Origin of the sequence: Pseudarthrobacter polychromogenes (assembly GCF_014644495.1) — a bacterium.
GTDB lineage: Bacteria > Actinomycetota > Actinomycetes > Actinomycetales > Micrococcaceae > Arthrobacter > Arthrobacter polychromogenes.
The window spans coordinates 17,861-31,170 of record NZ_BMKU01000007.1; the positions used below are offsets into that span (position 1 = coordinate 17,861).

General features: G+C 65.4%; 15 protein-coding genes. 12 read left to right on the forward strand and 3 right to left on the reverse strand.

Going from position 1 to position 13,310, the window contains the following annotated elements; genetic code table 11:
- Positions 1 to 32 precede the first annotated feature (32 nt).
- The 3 genes from IEX43_RS12195 (at position 33) to IEX43_RS12205 (ending at position 2,659) form a co-directional block, all read left to right on the forward strand.
- Positions 33 to 800 (forward strand): GAF and ANTAR domain-containing protein, encoded by a 768-nt coding sequence (locus tag IEX43_RS12195; RefSeq protein WP_188811392.1) that lies wholly within the window; start codon positions 33 to 35, stop codon positions 798 to 800.
- Positions 801 to 911: 111 nt separating this feature from the next.
- Positions 912 to 1,535, forward strand: coding sequence for a hypothetical protein (locus IEX43_RS12200; RefSeq protein ID WP_188811394.1), 624 nt, complete (start codon positions 912 to 914; stop codon positions 1,533 to 1,535).
- Positions 1,536 to 1,618: 83 nt separating this feature from the next.
- The gene (locus IEX43_RS12205) at positions 1,619 to 2,659 is read left to right on the forward strand and encodes an alpha/beta fold hydrolase (protein ID WP_188811397.1); all 1,041 of its coding nucleotides are present in this window, start codon (positions 1,619 to 1,621) and stop codon (positions 2,657 to 2,659) included.
- A 9-nt stretch (positions 2,660 to 2,668) separates the two neighbouring features.
- Here IEX43_RS12205 and IEX43_RS12210 read toward each other — a convergent pair whose 3' ends face one another.
- Positions 2,669 to 3,499: an HAD-IIA family hydrolase gene (locus IEX43_RS12210; RefSeq protein ID WP_229666440.1), complete on the reverse strand. Its 831-nt coding sequence runs from the start codon at positions 3,497 to 3,499 to the stop codon at positions 2,669 to 2,671.
- A gap of 115 nt (positions 3,500 to 3,614) precedes the next feature.
- On the opposite strand from IEX43_RS12210, the gene IEX43_RS12215 reads away from it, so the two are divergent.
- From IEX43_RS12215 to IEX43_RS12225, 3 genes are all read left to right on the forward strand, one after another.
- Complete coding sequence (locus IEX43_RS12215) at positions 3,615 to 4,226, forward strand: TrmH family RNA methyltransferase (RefSeq protein ID WP_192044014.1); 612 nt, start codon at positions 3,615 to 3,617, stop codon at positions 4,224 to 4,226.
- Between the two features lie 115 nt (positions 4,227 to 4,341).
- Complete coding sequence (fbaA, locus tag IEX43_RS12220) at positions 4,342 to 5,361, forward strand: class II fructose-bisphosphate aldolase (RefSeq protein ID WP_188811400.1); 1,020 nt, start codon at positions 4,342 to 4,344, stop codon at positions 5,359 to 5,361.
- The gene (locus IEX43_RS12225; RefSeq protein ID WP_188811401.1) at positions 5,362 to 5,784 is read left to right on the forward strand and encodes a DUF3151 domain-containing protein; all 423 of its coding nucleotides are present in this window, start codon (positions 5,362 to 5,364) and stop codon (positions 5,782 to 5,784) included.
- A gap of 126 nt (positions 5,785 to 5,910) precedes the next feature.
- On the opposite strand, the gene IEX43_RS12230 is transcribed toward IEX43_RS12225, so the two are convergent.
- Positions 5,911 to 6,552, reverse strand: coding sequence for a uracil-DNA glycosylase family protein (locus tag IEX43_RS12230; protein ID WP_174180939.1), 642 nt, complete (start codon positions 6,550 to 6,552; stop codon positions 5,911 to 5,913).
- A 327-nt stretch (positions 6,553 to 6,879) separates the two neighbouring features.
- On the opposite strand from IEX43_RS12230, the gene IEX43_RS12235 reads away from it, so the two are divergent.
- The 6 genes from IEX43_RS12235 to IEX43_RS12260 all read left to right on the forward strand — a co-directional run bounded on the left by IEX43_RS12235 (position 6,880) and on the right by IEX43_RS12260 (position 12,236).
- Positions 6,880 to 7,941, forward strand: a complete 1,062-nt coding sequence (locus IEX43_RS12235) for a M14 family zinc carboxypeptidase (RefSeq protein ID WP_066273598.1) — start codon at positions 6,880 to 6,882, stop codon at positions 7,939 to 7,941.
- Between the two features lie 258 nt (positions 7,942 to 8,199).
- Positions 8,200 to 9,489: an adenylosuccinate synthase gene (locus IEX43_RS12240; protein ID WP_104188403.1), complete on the forward strand. Its 1,290-nt coding sequence runs from the start codon at positions 8,200 to 8,202 to the stop codon at positions 9,487 to 9,489.
- 197 nt (positions 9,490 to 9,686) lie between these two features.
- On the forward strand, positions 9,687 to 10,043 hold the full coding sequence (locus tag IEX43_RS12245; protein ID WP_188811402.1) for a YegP family protein: 357 nt from the start codon (positions 9,687 to 9,689) through the stop codon (positions 10,041 to 10,043).
- A gap of 285 nt (positions 10,044 to 10,328) precedes the next feature.
- Positions 10,329 to 10,877, forward strand: a complete 549-nt coding sequence (locus IEX43_RS12250; RefSeq protein WP_188811658.1) for an RNA polymerase sigma factor — start codon at positions 10,329 to 10,331, stop codon at positions 10,875 to 10,877.
- Positions 10,874 to 11,731 (forward strand): hypothetical protein, encoded by an 858-nt coding sequence (locus IEX43_RS12255; protein WP_188811404.1) that lies wholly within the window; start codon positions 10,874 to 10,876, stop codon positions 11,729 to 11,731. The genes IEX43_RS12250 and IEX43_RS12255 overlap by 4 nt, the downstream gene beginning before the upstream one ends.
- 79 nt (positions 11,732 to 11,810) lie before the next feature.
- Entirely contained in the window at positions 11,811 to 12,236 is a 426-nt protein-coding gene (locus IEX43_RS12260; protein ID WP_188811406.1) for a CoA-binding protein, read from the forward strand.
- 13 nt (positions 12,237 to 12,249) lie between these two features.
- Here the strand turns inward: IEX43_RS12260 and IEX43_RS12265 are convergent, their stop codons facing one another.
- A complete protein-coding gene (locus IEX43_RS12265) occupies positions 12,250 to 13,278 on the reverse strand; it encodes an isopenicillin N synthase family dioxygenase (RefSeq protein WP_188811408.1) in 1,029 nt (342 codons plus the stop codon).
- Positions 13,279 to 13,310: the final 32 nt, after the last annotated feature.

Here is a 13,310-nt window from a genome sequence, read left to right on the forward strand (position 1 = left end):
TAACCCCTCTTCCCGTACGGAGAACGTGCACCATGCTCCCCCCTGAACAGCCCTTGAGTACCACCGACCAGGTCCAGAACCTCATTTTGGAAAGTGCCGACTTCGAGGACTTCCTCAACGAACTGGCGCGTTTTTCCGCCCACCAGATGGCCGGCGGCGGCGACGACGCCCTGTGCGGCATCACGCTCCTCCGTGACCGGAAGGCCGCCACCATCGGCTGGAGCAGCGATTCGGCCAGGGAAGTGGATGAGATCCAGTACTCCCTCGCGCAGGGCCCCTGCCTCACCGCCGCCAAGGAGGAACGCGAAGTCAACGTTCCGGACCTGTTTGAGGAGAACCGCTGGGGTCCCGACTACGCTGCGGCGGTTGCCTCCCATGGGCTGCGTTCGGTACTGTCCCTGCCCTTCATCCTCCACGGGGAGGCGAAGGCTGCGCTTAACCTGTACTCGGACGCCCCGCACAAATTCGATGAGCGTGCCGTTGCGAGGGCACGCGAATTCACCCGCGAAATCTCCCAGGCGCTGCGCCTGGCCGTGCGGTTCTCCCTCCACACTGACAGCGCCGCCAACCTCCGCGCCACCCTGGAGTCCCGGACCATCATCGACCTCGCCATAGGAATCGTGATGGCCCAGAACAGGTGCAGCCAGGAGGCCGCAGTTGCCATCCTCACCGAGGCCTCCAGCAACACCAACACCAAGCTCAGGGATATCGCCAAGTCCCTGGTGGACTCGGTGGGAGGCGTTGGCACCCGCACGCATTTCCAGGAGCCGGGAAAGCGGCAGGCTGACCAAAGCGCGTAGCCGGCAACCAGCCCACCTCGTTGTTACTGGCGGGTTGTGCCCGGCTTCCGTGGGGGGTTACGCTTACCGAGGTTGAGCCGTCGGCCATAGACACCCTCTTTTGGAGTACCTATGGACCGCGCATTAAATGCATTCGTTAACCTTGATGTCCCCGCCGACGTCGTCCGCATTGATATCAGGGGCAGCCTGAACCAAAGCTCCCGCCCCGAGCTCGTGCACATTGTCCGGCGCGTCCGCCGGATGGGCATCCGCTCCCACATCCACGTTGAACTCTCCGGGGCTGGGAAGGTGGAGTCCTCTGCCCTTGCCGGTCTCCGGAGCGACCTCAACTCCATCGACAGCGATACGCTGCCGGGGATTTACGGTAACGGCGTTTCATTGGCCTTTTCCCCAAGCGCCGATGGATGGGCCGGGCAGCCAGACCCGACCCAGCAGCCGCTGGCACTCATCGACGTCCTCACCGACGTGACGGAGAACGGCGAGGACTTTGCTGATGGCTACCCGCTGGTGCCGACCGGACGCCTGGAAGACTTGTGCGGCCGTCCGCTGGAGGAGTACTCGGACGCCGAACTGCTAACTGCAAGCGACTGGATTTTCGGCCTGCTGGACACCCCCAGTGCTTTCGCCGGCCCGGACCTGCTGGGCCGGTACAACGACATTGGACTGGAGTTCCGCAGGCGCCGGCAGGAGGACGCGGTACCTCTTACCGCCTCGGAGGGCCAGGCAGCCAGTTGAGAGGTGCCTGCTGACCGGGCGTCACTCAATGGTTACACCGGGATTCTTGCGGCAGCGTCTTCCATTGTGCATACGGTAGAGGCGTGCCGTATGAGGGGGAGGTTAGTCCGCAGGGCCGGCTCGTGGTCCCGGGGGCGCGGCTGCTGGCAGAAGGTGCTGCCCTCAAACAGTTCTCACGGCGTGGCTTCCTGGCAGGCACCGGTGCTGCCGGGCTGCTCGCGGCAGACATGCTGCTGACCCGGGAGGTGCAGGCCCAGCGCCGCACGGACCGGATCCTCACTGTTGCCGACGACTTCGCCGACACCTACTACCCGGACGCCAGCTGGTTCCTGTTCCCCGGATACAAGACCAGCTGGGAGGAGTCGCAGTGGATCCTCAACTCGCTCCGCGGGGCCCTGAACAAGCGGGCACGGCTGGCTGCGGTGGGGTACTCCAACCAGGGCCTGGATATAGACAACATCGTCATTGCCGTCATCGAGCACGTCCGGGCCCAGAAACTCACGAAGCTGTTCTTCTACGGCCACAGTTTCGGCGGAATGGTGGCCACCCAGGTTGCTGCCCGGCTCCTGGAAATCCACGGGGTGGAGGTTCAGTTCATCGTGCTGGACTCAAGCCCCTACAGCAAGCACGATGTCCTGGACCAGAGCTGGTTCGACGGCGTGGTGTTCCTGTACGAGCGGGGCTTCCGGTTCCCGTCCACCCTTCGCGGCGGGTACGAGCTTGGTGAGCGGGTCATCCACAAGGACGAGCGGAGCTGGCGCCAGATCCTTGACCAGACCCTCGAACAGCTTTCCCCGATTGCTCCCTCGAGCCTGCTGATCCAGTCCGAATCGGCCTACATCTACTACTTCGACGGCAGCAGGTTCGCCGGCAAGCTGGGTGGCGCCAAGATGGCCTACATCGGCAACCCCCGGGACCGCACGGTCCGCTACCAGACGGCGGTGGAGGCCTGGGCCGTGGCGTTCAAGGCGAACATGGTCTCGAGCAGCCTCCACACCGAAGGCGCCAGGCCGGCCCACGCAAGCCCCGGATGGAACCCCAACGTGTACCGGCCGGTCCTTGAACAGCTGCTGGACGAGCACTTCCCGCTTCCGCGCGGCGGATCCCGGGTGACAGTCTTCTAGGGCCCCCTGCTAGATCTGGTTCTTCAGGTCGGCCACGGAGTTCAGGACCTGGTTGGGCCGGAACGGGTATGAACCGATGTCGTCGCGCTGGGTGATGCCGGTCAGGACCAGGACGGTGTGCAGGCCGGCTTCCATGCCCGCGATGATGTCCGTGTCCATCCGGTCCCCGATCATCGCCGTAGTCTCGGAGTGGGCATCGATCTGGTTCATGGCCGAGCGGAACATCATCGGGTTGGGCTTTCCCACAATGTAGGGCTCGCGTCCGGTTGCCTTGGTGATGAGTGCTGCGATGGCCCCGGTGGCCGGCATGGGGCCGTCCTTGGACGGCCCGGTGGCGTCCGGGTTGGTGGCGATGAAGCGTGCACCGGCCAGGATGAGGCGGATGGCCATGGTGATCGCCTCGAAGGAATACGTGCGGGTTTCGCCGAGAACGACGAAGTCCGGGTCCTGGTCGGTGAGGATGAAGCCTGCCTCGTGCAGCGCCGTCGTAAGTCCTGCCTCACCGATGGTGTAGGCGCGGTTCCCTGATCCGGAACCTTCCACCTGGTTCTTCAGGAACTGGGCGGTGGCCAGGGCCGAGGTCCAGATGTTCTCTTCGGGGACCTCCAGACCGGACGCTCGCAGCCTGGCAGCCAGGTCGCGCGGGGTGAAGATGGAGTTGTTGGTGAGCACCAGGAAGCGCTTGGACGTGTCCACCCAGCGCTGGATGAGCTCGGCGGCGCCGGGAACTGCCTGGTTCTCGTGGACCAGCACACCGTCCATGTCCGTGAGCCAGCACTCGATCTCCTGGCCGCTGCGGTATACCGCCGGGTTTCCTGCTACCTGGTCTGCTTCTGCCACGTCTACCTCCACGGGTGATGAATGCTCCAGTGGTCCAGTCTAGTGTTGAGGGGTGAACCAAGCGCCCGGCCTCCCAGACGAACCCGACCCCCAACCTGAGGAGGCCCGCCCGCACATGGCGGAGGTCGGCGTCGGGCCCTGGGAAGGTGAACTGCCGGAAGGCGACCACTGGGACCCCGATCTCCTCGCCGACGGCGACCGCCGCAACGTGCTGGACAAATACCGGTACTGGAAGCACGAGGCGATCGTTGCGGAACTGGACTCGCGGCGCCACAACTTCCATGTAGCCATCGAGAACTGGCAGCACGACCTGAACATCGGCACGGTGGTGCGCACCGCCAATGCGTTCCTCGCGAAGGAAGTGCACATCATCGGACGACGCCGGTGGAACCGGCGGGGCGCCATGGTCACCGACCGCTACCAGCACGTCCGCCACCATCCCACGGTTGAAGACTTCGTGGCTTGGGCGGAGGGGGAGGGGCTGGCGATCATCGGGATCGATATCTTCCCCGATTCGGTTCCGCTGGAAACCTACGAACTGCCCAAGGACTGCGTCCTGGTGTTCGGCCAGGAAGGGCCCGGGCTGACGCCGGAGGTCCATGAGGCCGCCGTGGCCACCCTGTCCATCGAACAGTTCGGCTCCACCCGGTCCATCAATGCGGCCTCCGCCGCAGCCATCGCCATGCACGCCTGGGTGCGCCGGCACGTGTTCAACCAGCACGTGTAGTGCGGCGGAGCGTAATCCGGAACACTCTTTGGGCGTCAATGACTAGGATGGTGCTAGCCGTAAGCGGTACTCCAGGGTTACCAGCCCACAGACGAACCTCAGCATAGGAGTCAGCATGCCCATTGCAACCCCAGAGATCTACTCCGAGATGATCGACCGCGCAAAGGCGGGCGGCTTCGCATTCCCGGCCGTGAACGTGACGTCCTCGCAGACGCTGAATGCGGCCCTGCGCGGCTTCGCCGAAGCCGAGTCCGACGGCATCGTCCAGGTCTCCACCGGCGGTGCGGCCTACTGGTCCGGCGCCTCCACCAAGGACATGGTTGCCGGTTCCCTGGGCTTCGCGGCGTTCGCCCGCGAAGTCGCCAAGAACTACGGCGTCAACATCGCCCTGCACACGGACCACTGCCCCAAGGACAAGCTGGACGGCTTTGTCCTGCCCCTGCTCGCTGCCTCCGAGGCTGAGGTCAAGGCCGGCCGCAACCCGATCTTCAACTCGCACATGTGGGACGGCTCCGCCGAGACCCTGCAGGAGAACCTGCGCATCGCCCGCGAACTGCTGGAGCGCACCGCTGCCGCCAAGATGATCCTCGAGGTCGAAATCGGCACCGTGGGCGGCGAGGAAGACGGCGTTGAGAACGAGATCAACGAGAAGCTCTACACCACGGTGGAAGACGCCCTGGCCACCATCGATGCCCTAGGCTCCGGCGAGAACGGCCGCTACATCACGGCCCTCACCTTCGGCAACGTCCACGGCGTGTACAAGCCCGGCGGCGTCAAGCTCCGTCCGGAGATCCTGAAGGACATCCAGGCCCAGGTGGGTGCGAAGATCGGCAAGGACAGCCCGTTCGACCTCGTGTTCCACGGCGGCTCCGGCTCCTCGGACCAGGAAATCGCGGACGCGGTCTCCTACGGCACCATCAAGATGAACATCGACACCGACACCCAGTACGCCTACACGCGCCCGGTTGCGGACCACATGTTCAAGAACTACGACGGCGTCCTGAAGGTCGACGGCGAGGTTGGCAACAAGAAGACCTACGACCCGCGCGTCTGGGGCGCCTCCGCCGAAGCCGGCCTGGCAGCCCGCGTGGTGGAAGCCACCAAGCAGCTCGGTTCGGCCGGAAAGACCTTCTAGATGTCGGACGAGTTCCGCCGGAATTTGATGGGCCCGGAGCCCACGCTCCTGCCTGCCGAGACCGAGGTCTACGAGCAGCTGGACGCGGGCCAGGAGGCCCTGGACCTCGTGGCCAAGCACCCCACCTCGTCACTGTTGTGGGCCGTGCTGGCCGAGGAGGCCTGGGCGGAGGGGCGCACCATCGATTCCTACGCCTACTCCCGGGTGGGTTACCACCGGGGACTGGACTCGCTGCGCCGAAACGGCTGGCGCGGCGTGGGGCCCATCCCGTGGGAGCATGGGCCCAACCGGGGGTTCCTGCGGGCCCTGTACTCGCTGGGCCGGGCTTCCGCCGCCATCGGCGAGGCGGAGGAGCCTGAGCGGATCGAGAAGTTCCTCAACGACTCCGACCCGTCGGCGAAGGCTGCCATCGAGGCGAAGTAACAGGCACTGAATAAAGCACGACGGCGGGTGGTCACCTTTGGGAAAAGGTGGCCACCCGCCGTCGTAAGCGGTGATTCTGGCGGCATGGGCCCACGTCCGCAGGGTTCCCTGGCCGAGCTTGCGAGGTTAGGGGGCGGATGGGGACTTTTGCAGGCCCGTCCGCGCCATGGCGTCGGTGTAGGCGACGCGCATGTCCTCGAGGTACTCCTCCTGGCGGGCCGGCGAACCGGCGAACGCGCGGCCGCTGAGGGAACGCACCTTGTAGGTCTTCAGTCCGCGGCGCCACAGCAGCGGAACTTCGGTCTTCAGCAGCAGGTTGGCGAGCCGGTTGGCCTCGGTGCCGTGCGCCACGATCACCGACGCGCGGGGAACCAGCGCCAGGAACTTCAGGAGCGGTTTGAGGCCGGCGGAGATCTGGTCCGGGGTGAACTTTCCGTTGGGCTCTCCCGGGAGGTGCCACGGGTGCACGTTCCACGGCATCACGAATTCGGGGCGAAGGCCCAGTTTCCACTGGATGCCGAGCATCCGGGTCACGGCATCATGGTCCCCGGGGGTGATGAAACCGGACTTGTCGGCCTCGCCGATGTTCGAGTACAGGCTGATGATGCGGCACTCGTCCACGTCGTGCATGGGGTCGACGTAGGGCACCACGGTGCCGGGCTTGGCGTCCTGCAGGGAATCGCACAGTTCATTGACGGCCGCGACGTTGGGTTCATAGCGGCGGCTCAGGAGTTGCTCATGGAAAGATTCGGGTGCCAGTGCTGTCATGTAGTGCTTGATCTCCTGCGGGGATTGGTGTTGCTGCCACCACGGAAATGGGCGCACGATGGCGCGCTACATCCGCGGTGGTTGAAATGGGGTGGGCCGATTCCTGGTCGGCCTTTCCCAGTTTAGCAAGCCCCGCGAAACGAAACGCCGGTCCGAGGCAACCAATAAACGCGTGGCACAGGGTTTCGCAACGTAATAACTGACTGCAGATTCCTGTCACGCCCATTGACAGCATTCGTTCAGGTTGGTTGGCTTTTGTCACAGCTCGCACATGGGGGATCACCGCTGGCTGGACACACCCTATGCACTCGAAAGAGGTACCGCACCGTGAGAAAAACCCTGGCAACCTTCAGGACCCTGGCACTAACGGGAGCCCTGGCACTGGCGGCAGTGACCGTCCCGGCACCGGCCCTCGCCGTCGGCGAAGGCCCCAACTATGACGGCAACGGCCAGATCACCACATCGAAGCTTGCCACCTATGACCAGATGGTTGCGTTCCTCAAAGACCAGGACGCCCGCCAGCCCGCCATGGAGCTGGAAGTCATCGGCCAAACGGTCAAGGGCCGGGACATCCACCTGGTCAAGTACATTTCGGACCCCGCCAAACCCACCATCCTCTACCTGACGCAGCAGCACGGCAACGAACAGCTCACCACCGAGGGCGCCCTGGAATTCGTCAAGCACCTGGGCACCGGTAAGTCAGGGGACATCCTTGACGGCGTGAACATCCTCGTTGTTCCCATGCTTAACGCCGACGGTGCCATGGGGGACGTGAACTTCTCCTTGGAGGATTACATCGCCAAGGGCGACCGAAACATGACCCGCTACAACGCGAATGAAGTGGACCTCAACCGTGACCACGTGGCCAAGGTCCAGCCTGAAACGCAGGCGCTGCACAACAACGTGATGCGCAAGTACCAGGTGGACTACATGATCGATCTCCACCACCAGGGCACCCGCAGCGAACGCGACGGAAAGCTGGTGTCCGGCTCGATCCTGTACCCCACCACACCCAACGCCGATCCGGCAGTGGTGGAGAAGTCCAAGCAGCTGGGCGCGGTGGTCTTTGACAATGTCGACTCCACCGGCTGGGGCCACCTCGGCAAGTACGTGGGGGGCAGTGCCGAAACCATCAGCCGCAACGGCATCGCCGTGGAGTACGGCATTGCGACGCTGCTCTTCGAGATGCGCGGCATGTCCGACCACTACCTGGACGGCTACGCACTGGGGCTGCGGAGCAACGGCTACCTGATCAAACAGACAGTCACCACGCTGACCGCCACCGCCGCCGCCATCGCTGACGGTTCAATCGCCGACGCCGACACGTCCTTCTGGGACAGCCTCGCCACCCAGACCTCCCGCCCGGGAGAGGAAGCCGACGACGAGTAGCAGCACCCGCTGACGCCCCGCCGCGGTCCCGTCCTGCAGCAGCCCCGCGCTGCAGGATGGGCCGCGGCGGACCAACGAGTGGACAAAGTCGCCCATCGGCTAAACTTGGGTGGTAAGGGCCCCGGAACTCTTGCGTCGCTGTGCCGCCATCGGACCAGTGACAGCCGGTACATTCGGGGCATTCTCATGAACGGCGCTGCGCAGGACCGCCACAGTGTGGCCGGAACCTGGCAGCCCGAACGAATGGGGGAGGATCCCATGCCAGCAATTGTGATCGTAGGAGCCCAGTGGGGCGACGAAGGAAAAGGCAAGGCCACCGACCTGCTCGGCGGCCGTGTTGACTACGTCGTCAAGCCGAACGGCGGCAACAACGCCGGGCACACCGTCGTCGTAGGCGGTGAAAAGTACGAACTCAAGCTGCTGCCGGCAGGCATTCTCAGCCCCAACGCGGTCCCCATCATCGGCAACGGCTGCGTGGTCAACCTTGAGGCCCTCTTCCAGGAGATCGACGGCCTGCAGGCCCGCGGTGCCGACACTTCAAAGCTCCGCGTCTCCGCCAACGCCCACCTGGTGGCCCCGTACCACCAGGTTCTGGACAAGGTCACCGAGCGCTTCCTCGGCAGCCGCGCCATCGGCACCACCGGCCGCGGCATCGGTCCGGCCTACATGGACAAAGTGGCCAGGCTGGGCATCCGCGTGCAGGACGTCTTTGACGAGTCCATCCTCCGGCAGAAGGTGGAAGGCTCCCTCCGCCAGAAGAACGAACTCCTGGTCAAGGTCTACAACCGCCGCAGCGTCGTGGTGGATGAGATCGTTGACTACTTCCTGTCGTTCGCTGAACGGCTCCGCCCGCTGGTCATCGACAGCACGCTGGTCCTGAACACCGCGCTGGACGAGGGCAAGGTGGTCCTGATGGAGGGCGGCCAGGCAACGTTCCTGGACGTGGACCACGGCACCTACCCGTTCGTGACCTCCTCCAACCCCACGGCCGGCGGCGCGTCCGTTGGTTCGGGCATCGGGCCCACGCGCATTTCACGCTCCATCGGCATCATCAAGGCCTACACCACCCGCGTTGGTGCCGGGCCGTTCCCCACGGAACTCTTTGACGAGATGGGCATGTACCTCCAGAAGACCGGCGGTGAGTTCGGCGTCAACACCGGACGCCCCCGCCGCTGCGGCTGGTACGACGCCGTCCTGGCCCGCCACGCTTCACGGGTCAACGGCTTCACGGACTACTTCGTCACCAAGCTGGACGTCCTCACCGGCATCGAGCAGATCCCTGTCTGCGTGGCCTACGACGTCGACGGCGTCCGGCACGACGAAATGCCCATGACGCAGACCGAGTTCCACCATGCCGTACCGATTTTCGAGTACTTCGAAGGCTGGACCGAGGACATCACCGGCGCCCGCACCCTCGCGGACCTCCCGGAGAACGCGCGCAACTACGTCCTGGCTCTCGAGAAGCTGTCCGGGACGCGCTTCTCCGCCATCGGCGTGGGCCCGGACCGTGACCAGACCATCGTGGTGAACGACCTCATCAACGATTGACCGGTCCATGACCGGGTAGAAGCAGGAAATTACGACGGCGGCGGGACACCTTGCAAAGGTGTCCCGCCGCTTGTGCCTGCCCGGGCGGGAAGGTCCTGCGGCAATTTACACAGGGTTAACGTGGTTGGTCTTGTGAGGTTGCCGGGAAGCCCGCGAGACTCGTGTGTACACCCTGTGACTCCGAGGAAGGACTTGCCATGGCCGGGAAATTCGAGGCATTTGTGGACTCTGATTCGTCTTTCAGGTTCCGGCTCCTGGCCCCTGACGGCGCAGTGATGGCCGTGTCCGGCCCGTACCAGGACAAGGCCGCCCTTGCTGCCGGCATCGCCGCCGTCCGGGAGTGCGCCGGTACCGGACTGGTCACAGATCTTTGTTCCGCCGGGGCCGCAACCCGCCAGGCCCGCGTGCCTGCTCCGGCGGAGAAACCGGTCCCGGCTGCACCCCGGACCGAGTGCGACGACCAGCGCGTCCCCGCCGGAGGGCACACCTTCGTTTTCGCCAAGGGCCCGCGGCGGCAGGGCACCCGGCCCCGCTGGACTGCCGCGGCCCGCTGACCTGCAAAAGTTTTCAAAGTTTTTCCGTGAGCGCGTAACCCTTTACGTGCCTGCAGCGATTACCCCTATGTAGCGCCGGCCTGGAACTTGTCCCCCATCACGTTCCAGGCCGGCTCTTTCACTTTCCGACGGCAGGGGCAGCTGCTTTGTCGGACCGGCAGCAGACGCGTGGCGGTCCCGGGCAGTGGTTACTGAGCGGTAAAGTGAGGCGGGGAAAAGGCGTTCCGCAAGCCGGACGGCCTCTCCGCGCAAACAACCCCATCTTTGACCGAAAGCTCCACGTCCGTGACTGATGCCCTGACAGACGAGGCCCTGGACGGCCCCGCCGGGACAGCAGTGTTCAGCGTTGTCTACCGGACGTATGCATCACAGGTCCTGGGCTATCTGACGGCCCGGGGAGTCGAGGATCCGGAGGCAGCCATGCAGGAAGTGTTCCTCTCCGTCCTGCCGCGTCTTGGCTCGGTGCACGGGGGAGCCACCGGGCTGCGCACCTTCATCTTTTCGGTGGCCCATGCCCGCATGGTGGACGACCACCGGCGCCAGAGCCGTACTCCCGCCAAGCTCCCGTTTGAACCTGAGCTGGACCTGCGCGAGGATTCGTCGGCGGAAACAGAAGCGCTGGAACGGATAGCACCGCAGGAGGTCCTTGGCCTGCTGGATGCGCTGCCGCAGGACCAGCGCGAGGTACTGGCCCTCCGCCTCGTGGCCGGGCTTACCGTGGAGCAGTCCGCGGAAGCCATGGGCAAGAGCGAGGGCGCAGTAAAGCAGCTACAGCGCCGGGCGCTCCTGAAGCTCCGGGAACTTGCGGACGTTAAGGAATACCTGAAGCCATGACACCACAAGCGCACCCCACAGCGGACGCTGTGGAGGAGATACTCCTCGACGCGGGCCTTGGGCAGGACGCGGACCTGCGCCGGGCCCTCCTGGCCGTAGGTTCGTTGGCGGACCTGCCCGTGCCGGCTCCCACGGGACAGCTGGCTGCCCTGCTGGCCGGCGGTACCTGCAATGCAGCCGGGAAGGACGCCCAGGGCAGCGATATGGCACAGGGGAGCCCGGGCGACGAACTCGGGCGGCGCCGGCTGCGTGCACACCGGCCCACCGTCGTCGGGCTGGCGCTGCTGGCGGGCATGGGAATGGGAGTTGGCACCGTGGCCGCCAGCTCCCCGGGCCCGGCCCATAGCGGCAGCCCCTCCGTGCAGCAGCTGCTTGAGGACTGGTCCCCGTCCTGGACCATCCGGACACCCCAGGCCGCCGCACCCGGACCACTCCAGGAGGGCAGCGGCGACGCTGCGCAGGATGACGGCGGGCTGGCCGGCGGCCGCACCCCTGGCGGGGAACCGCCGGTGGCGCCGCAGCCCGCGGAGGAGTCCTGGCAAGCCACAGCCTTCCTGCTGCCCGGCCAGGGCTGGGAAGAACCCGGCGAAGTTCCAGCGGCCGGCGGACAGGACGGGACCACGGAACGGAAAGAGGCCGCAGAAGCCGATGCGGCAGCAGCGCCGGAACACACCGGTGGGCCGGATGCCGGGAACCGCAACGGGGGCACCCCGGACAACCCAGGACAACCGCCAGTCGATGCTCCCGGTGTGCCGGGAAAAGCCGGACAGGGACCGTCAGGGCAGGGAGCCGAGGCAGCCGCCGGAGAAAAACCCGTGCCCGGGGCCAAATGGAGGGAAAAGTTCGTCCGCTAGCTTTACCGACGTGAGAGGCTGGGGACGCTGCGCAGCGGGGTGCACGCTTGCCGCCGCTGCCTCCGCGTAGGCTGAACCCATGGGCCACACTAACGATCCTGCAGTCATAGAACGCCTGATGCGCACCAAAGGACGCTGGGCCATTGTCGGCCTGAGCACCAACGAATGGCGCGCCGCCTTCGATACCTCGCTGTTCATCCGCGACCGGCTGGGCATGGAAATCATCCCCGTCAACCTGCCCGGCGACCCCGTCCACGGCGAACCCGGGTACGGCAGCCTCCTGGACATCCCGGCCGCCAAGCAGCCCATCGACGTCGTGGACTGCTTTGTGAATTCCCAGAAAGTTGGGGCCGTCGTGGACCAGGCGATTGCGGTGGGCGCGAAAGCGGTGTGGATGCAGCTGGGGGTCGTCGATGAGGCGGCAGCCAAACGGGCCAAGGACGCGGGGCTGGACGTGGTGATGGACAGCTGTCCCGCGCAGCAGGCTTGGAAGTTCAATCTCTGAGAGGCCCTCAGCCTTAGCTCTTCAGCAGCTCCGGATAGTGCCGCTCAGTGACATCCGGGTGCGCCCGCATCCTGCCTTTCAACATGTTCATTCCAAACGAGGCCAGCAGGGGGTTCGCCGGATCATCCGTGATTCCCCTCGCTGCAGCCTTCAGTTCCGGCGGCAGCGGCACCGGGTGGATGACCGCGTCGAGCCGTGGCGACCAGAAAAACGGAACGGAGTACCGGTCCACCCCCGGCGGCGGTGCCTGTACCCGGTGGATGGTGGCTGCCAGGTAGCCTTCCGTGGCCACCTCAAGCATTTCGCCGAGGTTCACCACCAGCGCCCCCGGGAGCGGCTCTACCTGAACCCACGCTGCCGCACCTGGCGGCAGGACTTCCAGCCCGCCCACATCGTCCTGGAGCAGCAGCGTGACGAATCCGTAGTCCGCGTGCGATCCCACGCCCTGGTCTCCAGCGGCCTCCACCACGCCGCCCACGTAGTGCACCAGCTTGCCCATCCATGCCGGTGACCCCTGGAACGGCTCGTCGAAGTAGTCCTCCGGAAGCTGCAGGGAAACGGCGATCCCCCTAAGCAGCTCCATCCCCACCGCAGACATCAGTTCAGCCCAGGCCATGGCCACGGGGCGAAGTTCGGGGAACGATTCATCAGGCCAGAGGTTGGGGCCCTGCAGCAGCCAGAACGGCTGGTCCTCCGGATAGTCCGTAACGGGCTGCCGCTCCGGCGAGTAGTCGATCTGCTCCCGCGCGTCTGCCTTTCCCTGGGTGACCTCGGTGCCCATCCGGGTGTAGCCGCGGAAGTGCGGTGAAAGCCGGTTGTCCAGCTTCAGGCGCTCCTCGAGCGGAAGGCTGAAGAACCGCCTGATGGTGTCCAGAAGCTGTTCCGGTTGTCCGGGGGCCGCGCCGTAGCCGGTGATCTGGAAGAAGCCCACATTGTGGGTGGCGTACCGCAGCTGCCCGATGAAATCCGGGCTGAAGGACCCGTCGGCCTGCCGCGCCGTGCCCAGGTCCAGAACAGGTATCAGCCCCTGATCGCGTGCCATCCTCGCAGACTAGCACCGGACGCGTTGGCTTT